Source organism: Martinezella lusitana, from assembly GCF_014207095.1.
Lineage (GTDB): Bacteria > Pseudomonadota > Alphaproteobacteria > Rhizobiales > Rhizobiaceae > Rhizobium > Rhizobium lusitanum_B.
Genome location: NZ_JACHBG010000003.1, coordinates 265,828 through 282,883 on the forward strand (window position 1 = coordinate 265,828; position 17,056 = coordinate 282,883).

Here is a 17,056-nt window from a genome sequence, read left to right on the forward strand (position 1 = left end):
CTGATCGGTGCCCTGAAAGTCGGTTCGAACGGCTCGAAACTGGGGCTGGGTCAGATCCGGCGGTATTCGATGTTGCGGGCCAGCCAGCATCCGAGCGTCAGACCGGACACCTCACCGGAGGAACCGCGCCTGATCTGCACGGTCCAGTCGCCCGGCGGGGCTGCGTCCATGGAACGGCGCGTCGTGATGACCCAGAGATCATCCGCCAGCGGATACATGCGCTCCACCGGCCCCTGGCCGAGCATGCCTTCGAAGCCGACATAGGCTGCGCCATCCCGCGCTTCGATTTCCAGCTTCGCGCCAATCTCGTCCGAAACATAGGAGCCGGCAATTCCGGCCCCATCGGCCCATTCCACCGGCGCAACCGGCTTTGCCTCGACGGAGAGATTTTCTCCCGGCCGCTCCATAAGCAGACGTTCTCCATCGCGCCGCAGCACTATGTCACGTGCGCGCAGAACCCCATCCGCCACGGGCGTACACAGGCTGGGGGCCGTCGCGTAGTTGAGCCGCACGCCATCCTTTTGCTCTTCGGTGCGAAGATAAAGCCCTTGCGCATCGTCCAGCCAGAGGCCGGACCAGCCCTCGGCCGGAACGGCATCCTCGCCGATACGGCAGCCAAGAGCAGCTTCCATCAACGACCAGGCTGCTCGCATGGCGCTCGCTTCGTGATTGAAGATGACCACAATCGACAGCCGCTCGGAGGCAATATGCATTCGATAGGAGCAGAAGCCGCGCAGGCCGCCGCCATGGGACGTTATGTCATAGCCGGCAAGCGGCTCGCGGCGAATTCCATAGCCATAGGAGGCAGGCTTGCCGTCGGCGAAGCAAACGGGAACGCTGATCCGATTATAGAGGCTTTTCGGGTCATTACGAGTCGCGTCGATGTGGCGCTCCCAAGCCAGCATGTCGTCAAGCGAAGCCGAGATGCCAGCATCTCCGAACCAGAAGATACCGCTCTTGGCGGGCAGGAAGCCAACGGTATCATTGCCCTCAAAGCCGATGACGCCATCCAGCCTCTCGCGGGTATCGGGCGCAAGGACCGCACCGGTCATGCCAGCCGGCCCGAAGATACGCTCGCGCAACAATTCGCCGAAATCCCGACCGCTCGCGCGGCGGATCAGCTCTGCCAGAAGGCGGAAATTTCCGTTGCTGTAGGAGTAGGCCATGCCCGGCGCGAAATGTCCCGATCGTGCCTGCGAGAGCAGACGCAAGCCGTCCTCCTCGGTGAACACGGCTTCAGGCACAGCCCCCTGCAGAACCGTCAGAGCCCAATAATCGCGCAGGCCGGACTGGTTGTGGCAGAGATCGGCCACCCTCGGCAACGGACCTTGGAAATTCGGCAGAAGCTCCGGCAGCAGCGGATCGAGCGCCTCCGGACCGTCGAACATATCCAGCAGCAATGCGCAGGTCATATGTTTCGAGATCGAGCAAATCGGCAGGCGGCTTGCCGTGGTCATCGGCAGGCGGCGCTCCATATCGGCAAATCCCCAGGCGCGGCGGGCAATCACTTCGCCGTCCTTCACCACGCCGACAACACCGGCCGGGCCGCGATAACGATCCGGCAGCACGTTCAGCGCATGTTCCAGCGCCTTATGATTAATTCCGCTCATCTCTTATCCCTGAAAGCAGAGCCGCGTGCCGGGCTCGGCCATGGCCAGAAACTCCTGAAGATGCTCAAGCGTCAGCGCGGCGCAGCCGGCAGTCGGGCCATAACCATCGCTGGCGACATGCAGAAAGATGGCGCTTCCGCCACCGGGGATCACCGGATCGTCGTTCTGGCCGAGCACCACGACGATGTCGTAGAGATCATCCTTACGCCACATCTCCTCATGGCTGGCGGCAAAGGGCAGGCGCACCGGGCGATTGTAGTCGGGATGGTCGGCGGCATCGCACCAGCCGTCCTGCGGATCGATAATGGCGGTTTCGAACACAGAGACTGGAGCCGCCTTAAGCTTGTCGGCGCGGTAGAGCACCCGACGGATCGGCCAGCAGCCGATCGGACTCACATTATCGCCCTCGGTCTTTTCGGCACGGATACCGCTCTTGCCCACCGCTGCACGCCAGACCTTATCGCCATAGCTCGCCTGCCAGCCTTCGCCGGCGCGTTTCACGATCAGATCCAAGTCCACCTCCTTCAACCCTCTAACGGAAAATGACAGGCGACCATCCGGCCGTCCCGCTGCTGTGGGGCAGGGTCTTCTACCCGACAAATATCCTTGGCAAAAGGACAGCGTGTGTGAAAACGGCAGCCCGATGGCAGATTCATCGGGCTCGGAATTTCGCCCTTCAACACGAGCTTTTCCCGGCCGCGCTGACGCGGGTCGGCAAGTGGCACCGCCGAGATCAGGAACATCGTATAGGGATGCAGCGGCTTGGCGAAGATTTCTTCCGTCCGTCCAACCTCCACCAGACGGCCGAGGAACATCACACCCACGCGATCTGCAAATTGCCGAACGACGCTCAAGTCATGTGTGATAAAGAAGTAGGTCAGACCCAACTCTTCCTGAAGATCCGAGAGCAAGTTCAGCACCTGCGCCTGGATCGAAACATCGAGCGCGGAAACGGACTCGTCGCAAACCACGAAATCCGGGCCGTTGGCAAGGGCACGGGCAATGCCGATGCGCTGACGCTGCCCGCCGGAAAACTGGTGCGGATAGTTGCGCAGATATTGCCGCCGCAGCCCCACCATGTCGAGAAGCTCGGCGCAGCGCTCACGGATCGCCTCTGAGGAACCATAGCCATGGGTGCGCAGCGGCTCGCTCAGGATTTCCTCGATGCGCATGCGCGGATTGAGCGAGGCGTAGGGGTCCTGGAACACGATCTGCAGCTTCTTGCGCAGGCTGCGCATGCCGCTCTCGTTCAGCTCGGTCAGTTCCTGACCGCGATAGCGGATCGTGCCGGACGTTGCCTCCAGCAGGCGCAGCATCACTCGACCGAGGGTGCTCTTGCCGCAGCCGGATTCGCCGACGAGCGCGAAGGTCTCCCGCTCGTAAATGTCGAGAGAGACGCCGTCGACGGCACGCACCATGCGAGCGCCGCTGCCGAAAAATCCACCGCCCACCGGATAGTGCTTATTGAGATCACGGGCTGAAAGTACGATGTCGTTCACGATGCCGCTCCTTGCCCGCTCGTTTCCTGTTGCGCATGTAGCCAACAGCGCGCGACGTGCCCCTGCCCAAGGTCTGCAAGATTGGGCGGTTGCTGACAGATCGGCATTGCGTCGCCGCAGCGCGGGCCGAAACGACAGCCGGGCGGCAACTTGGCGAGATTGGGCACCATGCCCGGAATGCTGGGCATCCGTTTGGAGATCCGCGCGGCACCTGCCTTGGGGATCGATGCCAGAAGTCCGCGCGTATAGGGATGGGACGGGCGCTCGAAGAGGTCGAATACATCGGCCTGCTCGACAATCTGGCCGGCATACATGACATTCACCTCGTCGCACATTTCGGCAATGATGCCGAGGTCATGCGTGATCATAATGATCGCCGTGCCGACACGGTCGCGCAGGTCCAGCATCAGCTTCAGGATCTGCGACTGCGTCGTCACATCGAGCGCTGTCGTCGGCTCGTCGGCGATCAGCAGCTTTGGCTCGCAAATCAGCCCCATGGCGATCATGGCGCGCTGGCGCAGTCCTCCCGAAAGCTCGTGCGGATAGGCATCCAGTCGCGCCTTCGGCTCGGGGATGCCTACCAGTTCGAACATCTCCAGCACGCGGTCGCGGATCTCCTTGCGCTTAAGCCCATGATGGATCGCCAACGGCTCGCCGACCTGATCCCAGATCTTGCGCACCGGATTGAGTGACGTCATCGGCTCCTGAAACACCATGGAAATCTCGCTGCCGCGAACGCGGCGCATTCCATCCGGCGTCAACGTCGCGAGGTCGGTGCCGTCGAGCATGATGCTCTTCGCACTGACCTGACCCTGCGGCTTGGGCACAAGCCCCATGAGAGACAGCGCGGTCATGCTCTTGCCGGAGCCGGACTCGCCCACCAGCCCGACGATGCGTCCACGTCCCACATCGAAGGAAATGTCGTCGAGCACGCGGACGTTGCCGCGATCGCCGCGGAATTCGGTGCGCAATTCGCGCACGCTGAGTACTGTATCGGATGCGGATGCCATCGGTTCAGTCCTTCATGGAGGGATCGAGCGCATCGCGCAGCCCGTCGCCGATAAAGTTGAAGGCAAGCACCGTAAGCAGAATCGCTACGCCAGGAGAAATCGCCACAAGCGGCGCCTGAAACAGATATTCCTTGCCCTTGGCGACCAGCAGACCCCAGCTTGCCTCCGGTGGCTGCACACCGACGCCAAGGAAGCTCAGGCTCGATTCCCACATGATCGCTTCCGGGATCGAGAGCGAAAACAACACGATCAAAGTCGGGATCACATTCGGAAAAATGTGGCGGAACATGATGGTCGCCCGGCCGGTGCCGCCCGCCCGCGCCGCTTCGATAAATTCCTTCTGCTTCAAAGCCAGCGTCTGCGCACGCACTACGCGCGCCACGCCGGCCCAGCCGACCAGCGCGAGGGCAAGGAAGATGTTGAGCAGGTTCGCGCCCATTGTATACATCACCACCATGGCGAGGAGCAGCGAGGGAAAGGCGATCATCATGTCGGCGAGCCGCATAACGATGAAATCCGTGCGATTGCCGAAATAGCCGCTGAGGATGCCGAGAACGGTGCCGATCGTCAGCGAGATCAGGCTCGGTACGATACCGACTATCAGCGAGATGCGCGCGCCATAAAGAATGCGCGTCAGAACATCCCGGCCGAAATTGTCGGTTCCGAGCCAATAGGTCGTGGAAGCCGGTAGCAATTGCTCGTTCAGTGCCACGCGATAGGGATCGTGAGGACTGATCCATGGAGCGAAGATTGTCAAAAGAACCAGCAGCAGAACGAAGACGAGTCCCGCCATAGCCATGCGGTTCTTGCGGAAAGCGCGCAAGCTATCGCCCACAAGGCTCGCTTCCTCGATGATTTCGGGAGCGTTCTCCCCAGTGATGACTTCGGCAGGGAGGCTCATCAGGCGTCCTTCTTCATCTCGGAGCGAATACGGGGATCCAGGACGGAATAGAGAATGTCGGCGATCAGATTTCCAAGGATCACCAAAGCGGTGGCAAAAAGCACCGAACCTTGCAGCAGCGGCATGTCGCGCGACTGGATCGCATTGACCGAGATGCGGCCGACCCCGGGGATGCCGAAGATCGCTTCGGTGATGACCGCGCCGGACAGAAGCGTCGCCACCTGGATAGCCATGATGGTCACCACGGGGATCAAAGCATTCTTCAGTGCATGGCGCGAGATGACCCGAAGTTCTCGCAGGCCCTTTGCGCGGGCGGTGCGGATATAATCATGGCGCATGACTTCCAGAAGGCTCGACCGGGTGAGACGGGCGATGACGCCGGCCGAGCTCCAACCCAGAACGATGGCCGGCAGGATCAGATATTTCCAGCCGTAGAAGCCTGAAACCGGCAGCCATTTGAGTTTCAGCGCGAAAATATACTGCAGAAGCAGTGCCGACCAGAAGATCGGCATCGATACGCCAAGCAGCGAAAACCCCATGAAGAAGTGATCGAGCAGACTGTCGCGCCGCACCGCTGACAGAATACCAGCCGGAATGCCGATGATCCACGAAACGACGGCGGCACAACCAGCCAGCAGCAACGTCGCCGGAAATGCGGTCAGGATCAGGGTCGTGACGCTACGATTGAGCTTGATCGACGTGCCGAGATCCCCGTGCAGCGCATCCCAGAGAAAACGCAGATAGCGGGTAAGCAGAGGATCATCGAGATGCATCTGCGCACGAATACGCGCGATGACATCAGCACTGGCGTGCTCCTTCATCATCAGTGCCACCGGATCGCCCGGCACCACGTTCAGCATGACGAAAAGAATGGCAGTGATCCCGATGAGCACCGGAATCGAAACGAGAATGCGTCGGATCGCAAACATCAGCATCGGGGAAGTGTTCTTTCAGCGGCGCCCGCGCGAAAGGGCGAATGGACGGTAGCGAGGGACGCGAGCGTAGCCGCACGCGCCCCACCGCATAGTCCCGCGGCCCGAGATCTTTCCAGGCATGGAACTATGCGGCCGGCATGGCGTGTCGGGGCCTGGTCTTATTCGACCTCGACCTTGTAGTAGCTCATATCGCTCCAACCGTTCCACGGAACGACGAAGTTCTTCACGCGCTTCTGCACGACGAAGCTGTGGTCGAGGCTGAACAGCGGCACCCAGGCGGCGTCCTTGCCGACGATTTGCGCGGTCAGATCCTGATAGAGCTTGCAGCGGGCTGCCGGGTCCGTCAGGCTGCGCGCCTTCTCGACCGATGCGAACACTTCCGGATCATTGTTGTTGTAGGCGCGGACCTTGCTGCCGCTCTCCGAGAAGAACGTGTAGAAGAAGTTGTCCGGATCGTTGAAATCGGCCGACCAGACCTGGGTATAGGCGTCCGAATCCCCCACCTTGCGAGCGGCCAGCCAGGCAGCCTCGTCGGTCGTGACGATATTGGCCTTAAAGCCTGCCTCCGCCACCTGCGCCTGGATGATCTGGTTCATGTCGGACCATTTGGGCGACCAGCTCGATACCTGTTGCAGGTTCACGTCCACGCCATTCGGATAGCCGGCCTCGGCGAGCAGTTCCTTCGCCTTGGCTGGGTTGTGCTCGATCGGCGTGGCGGCCGCATAACAGGTCAGGCCACGCGGCATGACGCCGTCTTCCAGCTTGCCCTTGCCGTAGAAATTCTTGTCGAGGATGGCCTGCCGGTCGATCGACATCTGGAAGGCGCGGCGGACGCGCGGATCGTCGAACGGCTTCTTTTTCTGATTGATGTTATAGTAGTAAAGTCCGACGCGCGGCCCGGAGCGGATCAGCGACTTCCACTGGTCGCTTCCGTAGAAATAAGGCGTCTGTGTCGGAGCGTAGTCGAGATCGAACACATCAATTTCATCGGATTCGAACAGCATCCGCAGCGTCTCGGAATCGGAAACAACGCGGATGAGTAGCTTGTCGAGCTTCGGCCGACCACGGAAATAGTTGTCGTTGGCCTCAAGCGTCTGGCTGTCGTTCAGCGTATAATCGCGCAGAATGAAGGGGCCGGTGCCGTTGGTGGTTTCCGGCGTCAGACCGAACTTGTCGCCTGCGGCCTCGGTGAAGGCGCGGTTGTAGATCGAAGCCTGCGGACTTGCGAGCAGTGCAAGAAAGGCGGCGTAAGGCTGGCTAAGCTGGATCTGGACGGTGTATTTATCCACCGCCTTCAAGCCCGAAACGCTATTGGCCTTGCCGTCGAGCCGGTCCTTCGAACCTGCAACGAAGGTGAGGATATCCGTGCCGAGCGCCTTGGTTGCCGGGTTGAGCATCCGATCGAAGGTATAGACCACATCGTCGGCGGTCAGTTCGGCGCCATTGTGAAACTTCACACCCTGACGCAGATGGAAAGTGTAGGTCAGGCCGTCGCTGGAAATCTCCCATTTCTCGGCAAGGCCAGGCATCAGGGCGGATTCGCCGGGCTTGGTGGTTTCAGCTTCGATAAGGCGGTCGAAGATGTTGAGCGGAAGCGTGTAGTCATCCGACGTCATCTGGCCGTCAGCGGTCTTCGGATCTTCCGTGTAGGACACGCGCAACATGTTCTCTGCCAGAACTGGTGAGAACAGGGTAAGGCCGACCAGACCGGTCGCCAGCAGCAATTTCATTTTTGTATTCACATTTCACCTCTTGGCGGTTTTTCGGTTTCCCGGCAGCGGCCGCGAACACGGCCTCTGCACCAGCGACTTGATTTCTGTCTCGCGGGGCCTGTCGCACAATCCCACGATTAATACTACCATTCAGCCGGCGGAATTTTCACCAGCCAGCCATGATCCGGCCTGTTCGAGTTCCAGCGCATCGGCAATGTTCGTCCTGCGCCGAATGACGCGGAATTGCGCGCCGTTGACCAAGACTTCGGGAACGAGATCGCGTGAATTGTAGGTCGACGACATCGCGGCGCCATAGGCCCCCGCATTGTCGAAAACAACGAGATCGCCGGCGACGATTGTGCCCAACCCATGATATCTTCCGAAATCGTCCGAACTTTCGCAGATGGGACCGACGATCCGGCAGACATCGTCGCTTTCGACTAAGCGCGGCGCCTCCACCGTCAACAGAGGATGCTGCGCACCATAAAGAGCCGGGCGCATGAGATCGTTCATGGCCGCGTCGATCACGGCAATCGGTACACCGGCGCTTTCCTTCAGATAGAGGACTTCGCTGACCAGGATGCCAGTGCGCCCCGCCAGCCAGCGGCCCGGCTCCACATTCAGCGCACAGCCAAGGTCGCCGACTGTCTCCGCGATGATCGAGGCATATTCCACAAGGTCGGGGCCGGCCTGCGCGTCGTCGCCAATCCCCAGTCCGCCACCCAGATCCAGTCTCTCGACGGCAAGCCCTGCTACACGCAACTGCCGCACAAGATCGGCCAGCGCCGCCCAAGCGTCGCGGAAGGGAGAGAGATCGAGGATCTGCGAGCCGATATGCACGGCAAGGCCAACCATGTTCAACTCGGGCCGCATAGAGGCTTCCGCGTAAATGGCCGGAACCTCGCCAATGGCAATGCCGAACTTGCTGTCCTTCTTTGCCGTCGTGATTTTGGCATGGGTGCGCGCGTCCACATCCGGATTGACGCGTAGAGCAACCGGCGCGCGGATGCCCGTTTCGCGGGCCACCTCTGCTACGATTTCCAGCTCGGCCGAGCTCTCGACATTGAGTTGATGCAGACCGGCCTCCAGGGCGGCGCAGATCTCGGCCCGCGTCTTGCCGACGCCAGAAAAGATGATGCGTTCCGGCGGCGTTCCCGCAGCCAGCGCTCGTGCCATTTCCCCGCCCGAAACGATATCCATGCCGGCGCCGAGGCGCGCGAGTTCCGCCAGCACATGGATGTTGCTGCTGGCTTTGACGGCAAAGCAGATAGAAACATTCGAAGCCGCGATAGCCGTTTTCAAATTCACGTAATTCTGCCGCAACGCGCCCGCGGAATAACAATAGAAGGGCGTGCCGACGGCACCGGCGATGCGGTCGAGCGACACGTCCTCTGCGTGCAGCCGGCCGTCGCCTCCGCGAGCAAGCCAGCGGCTCGGCGTTTCGGTCTTGCTTGTTTGGGAAGGGGCAATCGTGTCTGTCATGATGTGCATTCAAAGTTGCGGTTACGGGAAGATTTCAGATTGCGACATGATTATGAAATGCTTCTTCTGCCATTTTTATTCATTTTCGATATAAGGCGGCTAAGGAGGATCTGATTTGAAACTCAATCAGCGACAAATCGACGTATTCAACGCAGTGATGGTCAACAAGAGCGTCACGGCCGCCGCCATACGGCTGGGAAGCTCGCAGCCGACGCTCAGCCGCGAAATTCGCGAGATAGAACAGCGCCTCGGCTTCGAGCTTTTCCAACGCTTCGGCAAGCGGCTGACACCGACCGAGCAGGCGGTGCTGCTGCATGAGGTGGTGCTGCGCTCCTTCGTCGGAATGGACGAGATCAATCGTGCGGCGACCGCCATTCGCACCCGCAGCGCGGCCAATTTCCGCATTGCCACCATTCCCGCCTATGCCGAATCAATCATTCCGCGGGCAATTCAGTGTCTGCTGCGGGCCCGCCCGCCCGTGCATTTCTCGATCCATTCCCATGAGGAGCCTTCGTTGCGTCACGAAATGACGACCCAGGTCTTCGACCTGGGCCTGACGGAAAGCCTCGCCGAGCGTGAGGGGGCAGCAAGCGAAACCATCGTTGCGGGCGACATGGTTTGCGTCTTGCCGCATGGACATCGTCTGGCGGGTCAAAGAGAGCTGGCGCCCACGGATTTCACCGGCCAGCCCTTCATCTATTTCGGCCAGAATGACCCCTATCGCCATAAGCTCGACGAGGTGTTTCAGTCGGCGGACGTCGCCCGCGACTACGCCGCCGAAACCACGACGGCAACGAGCGTCTGCGCCATGGTTGCCGCCGGCGTGGGTATTTCGGTGATCAATCCGCTGACTGCGGCAAGCCATACCGGGCGCAACGTCGTGTTCCGGCGGCTCTCGGTTTCGGTGCCTTATCTTCTGTCGGTTTGGCGGCCCGCCCGCAGCACCCGCACGGCCCAAGCCAAAAAATTCGTGACTGCCCTGCGTGACGTCGCAGCCGACATGTCTGCCGGCCTTCAACAGGCCCTGGATGCATAGGTGCGCCGCGATTTAGTACAGCTGCCGCGGGCCTGAAATAGATGAAGGCCGGAGCGAACGCCCCGGCCTCTGTTCAATTAATTGCAGCTGTTCCGCTTAGTTGTTCAGAGCGCCGCCGACGATAGCACCGAGCGCGAAAGCGGCTGCCGGATACCACAGACCGTCGCCGTGACGGCGATAGCCGGGCCGCCGATCGCGATAACCGCGATAGCCGTGATAGTAGCCAGGCCGATCATTGCCGCGATGAGGCCCCCATCCGGGCCGGCCGTGTCCACGAGGCGGTACGTCGCGGCGATATTCGCCGTGACGATCGTGGTGCCGGCGCGGCCACTCCTGGGCATTGGCAAGCGGCGCGGCAAGCGTTGCTGCGGCAACGACGGCAAGAAAAATCTTCTTCATCATAGGCTTCCTCGTTATTAACAAGGGAACCTTAGTAACCGTAGGATGAACGAAAGGTAAAGAAACTCCCTTAAACGTAGAGCCTACAGCTTATAGATTCTGAACAGAGGCAGGTTCTCGTCTCATGCGACGGTTGCATCTCCAGCGGGCAGAAGCCGGGCCATGGCGCTCAATAGATCTGTCTGCGAGATCAGGCCAAGCACCCGCCGCTCGGCATCCACGACGATAACAGCATGGGTGCGCCCATCGGTCAGGACAGGCAAAAGCGACAGGGCGGGATCGGTGGCATCGGCAGTCTCCGGATTTGACAGTGCCCGCTCGATGCTGCCGATGCCTTCCGAAAGCTCACGCAGACCGACCGTCCCGATCAACCGCCCTTCCCTATCCTTTACGGGCAGCGTGCGGATGTTGTGCTTTAGCAAGAGATGCCGGGCATGATCCGGCTCGGCGTCCTCGCCGATGGCAATGACATCGCGCGACATGATGTCGGCGCAACGAATATCTCCGTGCGATCGCACCGCCGCCTGCAACTCGACCTGGCGCAAGAGGCGGCTGAGGTCGGCACGGTCGATATCGAAAGTCTCGTCAAATACTTCCAAGGCGGAATCGACATCTTCCTCACGAAAGCCAACGCGCAACGGCGGCGGCAGATCGTTCGTCTGATGGGTATTTTCCACCGGCCTGGCCGCGACATGCGGATAGTTGCGCTTACCAAGTTTATGGAACACTAGTCCGAGGCCGACGAGAAGGCACGAATTCAAGGCGACCGGTATGAAGGGAAACAGGAAACCCCAACCTGCAACAACCGGGCCGCCGAGAACTGCCGTCAGCGCCGCTGCACCACCCGGCGGATGAAGGCACCGGGTAAGCGACATTGCGGCTATCGCCAACGAAACGCCGACCCCGATTGCGATCACCGGATCATGAATGAGATAGGCCGCAATGATACCCATCATGGCGGAAATCGTATTGCCGCCGATGATCGACCACGGCTGGGCAAGCGGACTTGCAGGGACAGCGAAAAGCAGCACTGCGGACGCGCCCATCGGTGCGACGATGAGTGGAAGATGCGGCCCCTGCCCGAAGAAATAGCCGCTGATGACGCCGGTAAGTCCGATACTGATCAGCGCGCCGAGACAGGCCATCAACCGCTCGCGAAGCGTCGCGCCGGCTAGGATCGGGGAAAACAGGCGGAACCGGCTGGTTCTCGCCTTCTGGGGGGCTGGACGCTGCATGATGAAACCAGTCTAGAAGAGATATGGCGTGATTGAATGAATGACGAAACCCAACTAATGCGCCACCCGTCGTGAGCCGCTGGCTTTGGCGGTGACGAGCACCTCGCGAAACGCATTGAATGCGTTCGGACGGTCCTGCCGGCGAGAGATGAGCATGGTATCGACGGTGGCAAGCTGGTGCGTCGACGAAACCATCGGCCAATGCATGAGATCGAGGACCGACTTCGGCATGACACCCGCGGCGTTGCCGGCGGCAACGCTTGCCAGGATAGCGTGATAGGAGCCGACTTCGGCCGTCTGTAAGGCGCTCGACCTGCTTGCCCATCTTTCGGCGATCCTGCGATAGGTGCAACCGGGTTCCAGCGCGGCGATTGTCTCGATCCTCAAGTCTGCTGCCGAATGGATCGGCGGGTGGCCTGATGGCAGGACAAGCAGCAGATGCTCGACGAATACCGGCTCCGCTTCGAGCTCTTCGAGTTCGGTTTCGAAACCTGAGCCTTCGTCCAGCATTTCATCGGGCAGCCGGGCGATCAGTGCGCAGTCCAAAGCACCGTCAAGAACATCTCTGGTCAGATCCCGGGAAGCGCCGAGAGAGAGTTTAAGCGATACATCCGGCCACATCTGCTTGAATTGGTTGAGGGCGGCCGGCAGCCGGCTCGCTGCCGTACTTTCCATTGCTCCCAAACGCAGGCTCCCCGACGGACGAAGGGACCTAACCGCTTGCCGTGCCTCTAGCGCGAGCGCTGCAAGCTGGTTGGCATAGGTCCGAAACGTCTCGCCCTCCTGGGTCAGCGTCATCTTCTTGCCGTCACGGCTGAAGAGCAGGACGCCGAGGTATTCTTCCAGCAGCTGGATCCGCGTCGTCACATTCGACGGTGCGCGGCCAAGCACCTTGGCAGCCTTTGTCACACTATTGTCACTCGCGACTGCAAGGAAGATTTCGATCGATGAAAGGTCCAACAGAAAATCTCGAATTGCGAATTATATTGACATATCGTTCCCTATATAAAAACCATTATCACAGCTCAAGTCTGTTTCCGTGTGGTGGCAGGAGTGGTCTTGATATCGAAAAGACCGATGCGCTCCACCATTCCATTTCCCTAAAAGGCGTGGAGGCACTGATATTCGCCACTCGCTCCCAGCCCTCCACGAAACCTCCACGCAGCATCGATAGGATTGCAACACGCTAGGTGTCTTATCGACATCGGCGCTTCGTCCCGCGGTCTGCCCGACGAGCGTTCACATGAGAGACCGCAGGAGCGACGAGTAACGCTCCCTGCCGGACATTCAACGGGATACTTCGATGCCGACAAAGAGCATAGCCCAACGTCCTGCGGCTAGAGTGCTGCCGCCGTTGCTTCGTCAATACAGGTTCGAAGCTATCCAATTCGAGCCGAAAAGGACGCCCGAATGTTCAGATTTCTGATGCTGGCGGTACTGGCTGCAATGCTGTTGACTGCGCTCCTGTTGATGGGCGCGACGGCAGCGCTGACCGGAGCCTGGATTCGACTGGCCGTTCCCGTAGCCATCCTTGTCGCGACTGTCGTCGCGGTGGGATTCGCGCTAAGCGAACAGTCTTGAGACACCATGCCACGAAAGAAGCGGACGCCGTTCCGAAAGGCGGCGTCTGCTCACGAGCGCAATGACAAATGCGTCTCGAAGGGCTCTAATATTACCCTAGCTCCTTCAAAGCCTCTTGCCACAGATCGAATTTGCAGCCACTCTACAACCTGCGGCAATCATCAATAGGCTGTTCACCTTCATAGATCCTGTGCAAAGTCTCCACGAAATCCACACAGAAAGAGGCTATGCGTCCAGCGGTGGGAGGTCGCATATCATTTCGGGCCTCGCCGGAGCATGACGATTTGCAGGGACCATTATCATATTGTTTCCAGGGCAATGATAGCTTTTGGAACGGGCGGGCTGATCTCCGGGCGGAATCACGGGGCTTGTGGCGCGCTGCACATGAAGGTAAGCGATCTTCGATCGATCGAGAAGGACGTCGCCTAACATGAACCGCCAGTCCAGGACTCAAAAAGTGCTCCTTGCGATCGCGCTGACGATGGTGTCGCTCCTGCTCGCCTACCCGGCTGCAGCAGGATTTGTCAGGACCAACGTCGTGCTTCGCGCTGGGCCGAGTGTGCAAGTTCCGGCCGTGGGCATGGTGATGGCCGGTTCCCGCGTTCATCTCTACGGATGCGAAAGCGGATATAAATGGTGCGACGTTAGGGTTGCGGGTCGGCGAGGCTGGATGTCGTCCCACTATGTTACCATTGCCTATCGTAACTCGATGGTGCTGCTGCCGACCTATGTGCAAATGACGCAGAAGCCGGATATCGCTGTTGTCCCCTTCAACATCGATAGCTATTGGTCGAGAAATTACTCAGGCTTTTATTTCTATGACGAGATCGGCACTTGGCGCAACGTTGACTGGGTTCGCGATGAATAGCGCCGAGAACTTAAGCCGTTTCTTGCCTTGTCCGTCCGGGCAGGGTCGCAGCCGTTGAACGCATGGAGCCAACAGTGGTGCGAAAACAACAACGTACCCATGTTCGCGCCGACGGCTGCGAGATGGATTGCTCAGTGATGACGCTATGACGAATAAAGTAAATAGTATCGAGTGCCGCTCACGCGAAATGGGTCACATAAGCAATACTGCCTGTTCGATCATCCGCCGGACATCCCGAAGGATGTACCTGTCCGTGGCATGTCTGTCCCTTGCTCTGTCCGCCTGCCAATCCACGGATTTGGCGCAGGGGGTAACGGCTCCGCCTTTGCCCAAAGCTTATGATGGGGCGCCTTACAGGGCTGCACCGGCAAGGGCAAATACCATGGCGTGGTGGGACGGCTTCCACGACAGGACGCTGTCGTCGCTTGTATCGCGCGCCGAGAGCATGAACCTGACGGTCGCCATGGCGCATCAGAGCCTCACAGCTGCCAGAGCGCTCGCCAATTCTGCAACGGCAGGCTATCAGCTGGACGCGTCGGTATCCGGAATGGCCAATGCCGCGACGGGTTCGCGGATCAAGGACGATTTCACGCGCAGGCCGGTCCAGCTCAATCTGGATGCCAGCTGGGAAATCCCCCTTTTCGGGCAGGATAAGCAGGCGCAGAAGATGTCCGACCTCAGCGTGGCGATGGCAACCGAAGATGTCGCCGCAGCAAAGGTGGCAGTGACGGCCGAGATAGCCAGCAATTATGTGCATTTGCGCGCACTTCAGAAACGTCGGCTCGACACGGCAGAGCTGGTCGGCCTCCTGGAGAACAACGCAAAGATCGCCGGCGTGAAGGAGCAGGCGGGGCTCGCGACCTCGGTCGAAAACGAACCCATGCGGGCGGGCCTAGACACCGCGAAGTCGACTCTGCTGCTGCTCGACAGCGAGATCGCCAATACGCGCCAGCAGATTGCGACACTCCTGGGGACTGCCACCCCCGATCCCGCGCTTATGAGATACGAACCGCAGCCCGTCGCCGCCGCCGGCATGGCCGAGGGGCGCCCGGCCGATCTGCTGCGCGCACGGCCTGATGTGCTGCGCGCCGAATACGCAGTCGGGCAGGCTGCCGCGCAAGTGGGTCTTGCCAAGGCCGATCTCTATCCGAAGCTGCGCCTGAACGGCACCATCGGGATCGGAACCCCTGTATCGAACTCGATTCTGGGAGCGTTTGCGGGGCCGTCCATACAGTTGCCCATATTCGACTATGGTCGACGCAAGGATGCGGTTGCAGCTCGTGAAGCCGAGTTCCAGCAGTCGGTCCTCGTCTACAGGCAGACCGTACTCACCGCCTATGAGGAAGCCTCGCGGGCACTGCACGAGCTCAACGCAGCACGGGCTCGCACGGCTCTTTTACGCTCGCGGCTGCAGCGCGTGTCGAAACTCAAGTCCAGCACCGAGATCCTCGTCCGGGAGGGTCTTGCCGAAAAATCGAAGTCCATTGCCGGCTCTATCGACCTTCTTGATCTACGCTCGTCTCTGACCGAAAGTATCGAAGCCGAGGCCAGAGCCACGATCGCCTTCTACAAGGCGACGCGCGGCATGCAGCCTGCCGTCTCCGGTGACGATGCGAGGCGTCCTGCCAAGATGGAAGGACGCAAATAACCATGGCTGTGGCGATCGCACGCAAGACGCTTCTCTACGAATGGCGGCGGTTTCTGCCGGCCGTCGCGGCGGTCGCGTTTTCCGGCCTGCTGATGACGGCCCAGGGGGCGCTGCTGCTCGGCATCGTCAGCGCGAATTCGCTCTATGTCACCCAGTCGGACGCCGACTATTGGCTCGGCTTTCCCGGCACACAAAGCGTTGAACTGGGCCGAACCATACCTGCCAGCGTGCTGACGAACCTCTATGCTGAGCCGGCCATCTCCCATGTCGAACCGTTTCTTCTGGGCTCTGGGGATTGGCGTGGCATTCACGGCGGCGGCGGCGTCAGCGTTACGGTCGTCGGCATCGACGTACAGTCTGATAGCATCGGGCTGGCGCGGGTCGTGCCGGCCAAACTGCGCAATCGCCTCCGAGAGCCGGCAGCGGTCGTTGTCGACACGGCCGACAGCGACAAGCTTTCGATCGGACCGGGCGGCCTCGCCGAAGTGAATGGCCGCACGGTGCATGTCGTAGGTTTCATCGATGGCTTGCGCGGTCTTGGTGGGGTCAACGTCGTCGGCTCGCTTGATACTGCACGCATCCTCGATCAATCCTTACCGGCCGATGGCGGCGCGACCTATTTCCTGTTCAACGTCGCCAAGGAGAGCGAACAGGCACGCGTTCTGCGCCACCTCAATCAACGCGCCCCGATCGAGCGTTTCGAAATCTGGCCCGCGAAAAAACTCGCGGATATGTCGACCAGCTACATGCTCTTCGATTCCGGTGCCGGTATCGCTTTCGTCTTCGCGACGCTGATCGCCGCGACCATCGGCGCGCTCATTACCAGCCAGACCCTGATGGCCGCCGTTGCGGGCACGATCCCGCAATATGCCACGCTGCGCGCGCTGGGCGTGCCCTTCAGCGGACTGAGGAAGATCGTCATTGAGCAGGCCGCCTGGGTCGGATTGTCAGGATTGGTCATCAACGGCGTGCTGAGCGTCGCCATCGGTTTCATCGCCATGATCTACAAGGTACCGTTCGAGCTTGACAGCGCCGTCATCGTGTCGGCATCGCTTGTCGTGCTCGTGGTTGCCATTTTGGCTTGCCTTCTGGCCGTACACCGGCTACGCCAAGCCGATCCCGCAACTTTGTTGAGGTGAT

At 60.3% G+C, this 17,056-nt stretch carries 16 protein-coding genes; 5 read left to right on the forward strand and 11 right to left on the reverse strand.

Annotation, left to right across the window (positions count from 1 at the left end; all coding sequences use genetic code 11):
- Positions 1-50: 50 nt before the first annotated feature.
- The 8 genes from GGD46_RS09310 to lysA form a co-directional block, all read right to left on the reverse strand.
- Positions 51-1,610: a D-aminopeptidase gene (locus tag GGD46_RS09310; RefSeq protein WP_184703469.1), complete on the reverse strand. Its 1,560-nt coding sequence runs from the start codon at positions 1,608-1,610 to the stop codon at positions 51-53.
- A 3-nt stretch (positions 1,611-1,613) separates the two neighbouring features.
- A complete protein-coding gene (locus GGD46_RS09315) occupies positions 1,614-2,123 on the reverse strand; it encodes a L,D-transpeptidase (RefSeq protein ID WP_184703470.1) in 510 nt (169 codons plus the stop codon).
- Between the two features lie 11 nt (positions 2,124-2,134).
- A complete protein-coding gene (locus GGD46_RS09320) occupies positions 2,135-3,109 on the reverse strand; it encodes an ABC transporter ATP-binding protein (RefSeq protein WP_184703471.1) in 975 nt (324 codons plus the stop codon).
- Entirely contained in the window at positions 3,106-4,119 is a 1,014-nt protein-coding gene (locus GGD46_RS09325) for an ABC transporter ATP-binding protein (protein ID WP_184703472.1), read from the reverse strand. Before GGD46_RS09325 ends, GGD46_RS09320 begins: the two co-directional genes overlap by 4 nt.
- Before the next feature lie 4 nt (positions 4,120-4,123).
- Positions 4,124-5,020: an ABC transporter permease gene (locus GGD46_RS09330; RefSeq protein WP_184703473.1), complete on the reverse strand. Its 897-nt coding sequence runs from the start codon at positions 5,018-5,020 to the stop codon at positions 4,124-4,126.
- Positions 5,020-5,955 carry an ABC transporter permease gene (locus tag GGD46_RS09335; RefSeq protein ID WP_184703474.1) on the reverse strand — a complete coding sequence of 312 codons (936 nt, stop codon included), beginning with the start codon at positions 5,953-5,955 and terminating at the stop codon, positions 5,020-5,022. Before GGD46_RS09335 ends, GGD46_RS09330 begins: the two co-directional genes overlap by 1 nt.
- A 158-nt stretch (positions 5,956-6,113) precedes the next feature.
- Positions 6,114-7,685, reverse strand: a complete 1,572-nt coding sequence (locus GGD46_RS09340; protein ID WP_210325507.1) for an ABC transporter substrate-binding protein — start codon at positions 7,683-7,685, stop codon at positions 6,114-6,116.
- A 132-nt stretch (positions 7,686-7,817) separates the two neighbouring features.
- Positions 7,818-9,149: a diaminopimelate decarboxylase gene (gene lysA, locus GGD46_RS09345; RefSeq protein ID WP_184703476.1), complete on the reverse strand. Its 1,332-nt coding sequence runs from the start codon at positions 9,147-9,149 to the stop codon at positions 7,818-7,820.
- 115 nt (positions 9,150-9,264) lie between these two features.
- On the opposite strand from lysA, the gene GGD46_RS09350 reads away from it, so the two are divergent.
- On the forward strand, positions 9,265-10,185 hold the full coding sequence (locus GGD46_RS09350) for a LysR family transcriptional regulator (protein WP_184703477.1): 921 nt from the start codon (positions 9,265-9,267) through the stop codon (positions 10,183-10,185).
- 96 nt (positions 10,186-10,281) lie between these two features.
- On the opposite strand, the gene GGD46_RS34480 is transcribed toward GGD46_RS09350, so the two are convergent.
- From GGD46_RS34480 to GGD46_RS09365, 3 genes are all read right to left on the reverse strand, one after another.
- Positions 10,282-10,584: a hypothetical protein gene (locus tag GGD46_RS34480; RefSeq protein ID WP_409527669.1), complete on the reverse strand. Its 303-nt coding sequence runs from the start codon at positions 10,582-10,584 to the stop codon at positions 10,282-10,284.
- Between the two features lie 122 nt (positions 10,585-10,706).
- The gene (locus tag GGD46_RS09360) at positions 10,707-11,819 is read right to left on the reverse strand and encodes an HPP family protein (protein ID WP_184703478.1); all 1,113 of its coding nucleotides are present in this window, start codon (positions 11,817-11,819) and stop codon (positions 10,707-10,709) included.
- Positions 11,820-11,873: 54 nt separating this feature from the next.
- Positions 11,874-12,779 carry a LysR substrate-binding domain-containing protein gene (locus GGD46_RS09365; protein WP_184703479.1) on the reverse strand — a complete coding sequence of 302 codons (906 nt, stop codon included), beginning with the start codon at positions 12,777-12,779 and terminating at the stop codon, positions 11,874-11,876.
- A 450-nt stretch (positions 12,780-13,229) separates the two neighbouring features.
- On the opposite strand from GGD46_RS09365, the gene GGD46_RS09370 reads away from it, so the two are divergent.
- The 4 genes from GGD46_RS09370 to GGD46_RS09385 all read left to right on the forward strand — a co-directional run bounded on the left by GGD46_RS09370 (position 13,230) and on the right by GGD46_RS09385 (position 17,055).
- Complete coding sequence (locus tag GGD46_RS09370; protein WP_184703480.1) at positions 13,230-13,400, forward strand: hypothetical protein; 171 nt, start codon at positions 13,230-13,232, stop codon at positions 13,398-13,400.
- A gap of 457 nt (positions 13,401-13,857) precedes the next feature.
- Positions 13,858-14,268: an SH3 domain-containing protein gene (locus GGD46_RS09375; protein ID WP_184703481.1), complete on the forward strand. Its 411-nt coding sequence runs from the start codon at positions 13,858-13,860 to the stop codon at positions 14,266-14,268.
- 382 nt (positions 14,269-14,650) lie between these two features.
- On the forward strand, positions 14,651-15,916 hold the full coding sequence (locus GGD46_RS09380) for a TolC family protein (protein ID WP_246806249.1): 1,266 nt from the start codon (positions 14,651-14,653) through the stop codon (positions 15,914-15,916).
- Between the two features lie 2 nt (positions 15,917-15,918).
- Positions 15,919-17,055 carry an FtsX-like permease family protein gene (locus GGD46_RS09385; protein WP_184703482.1) on the forward strand — a complete coding sequence of 379 codons (1,137 nt, stop codon included), beginning with the start codon at positions 15,919-15,921 and terminating at the stop codon, positions 17,053-17,055.
- Position 17,056 lies beyond the last annotated feature (1 nt).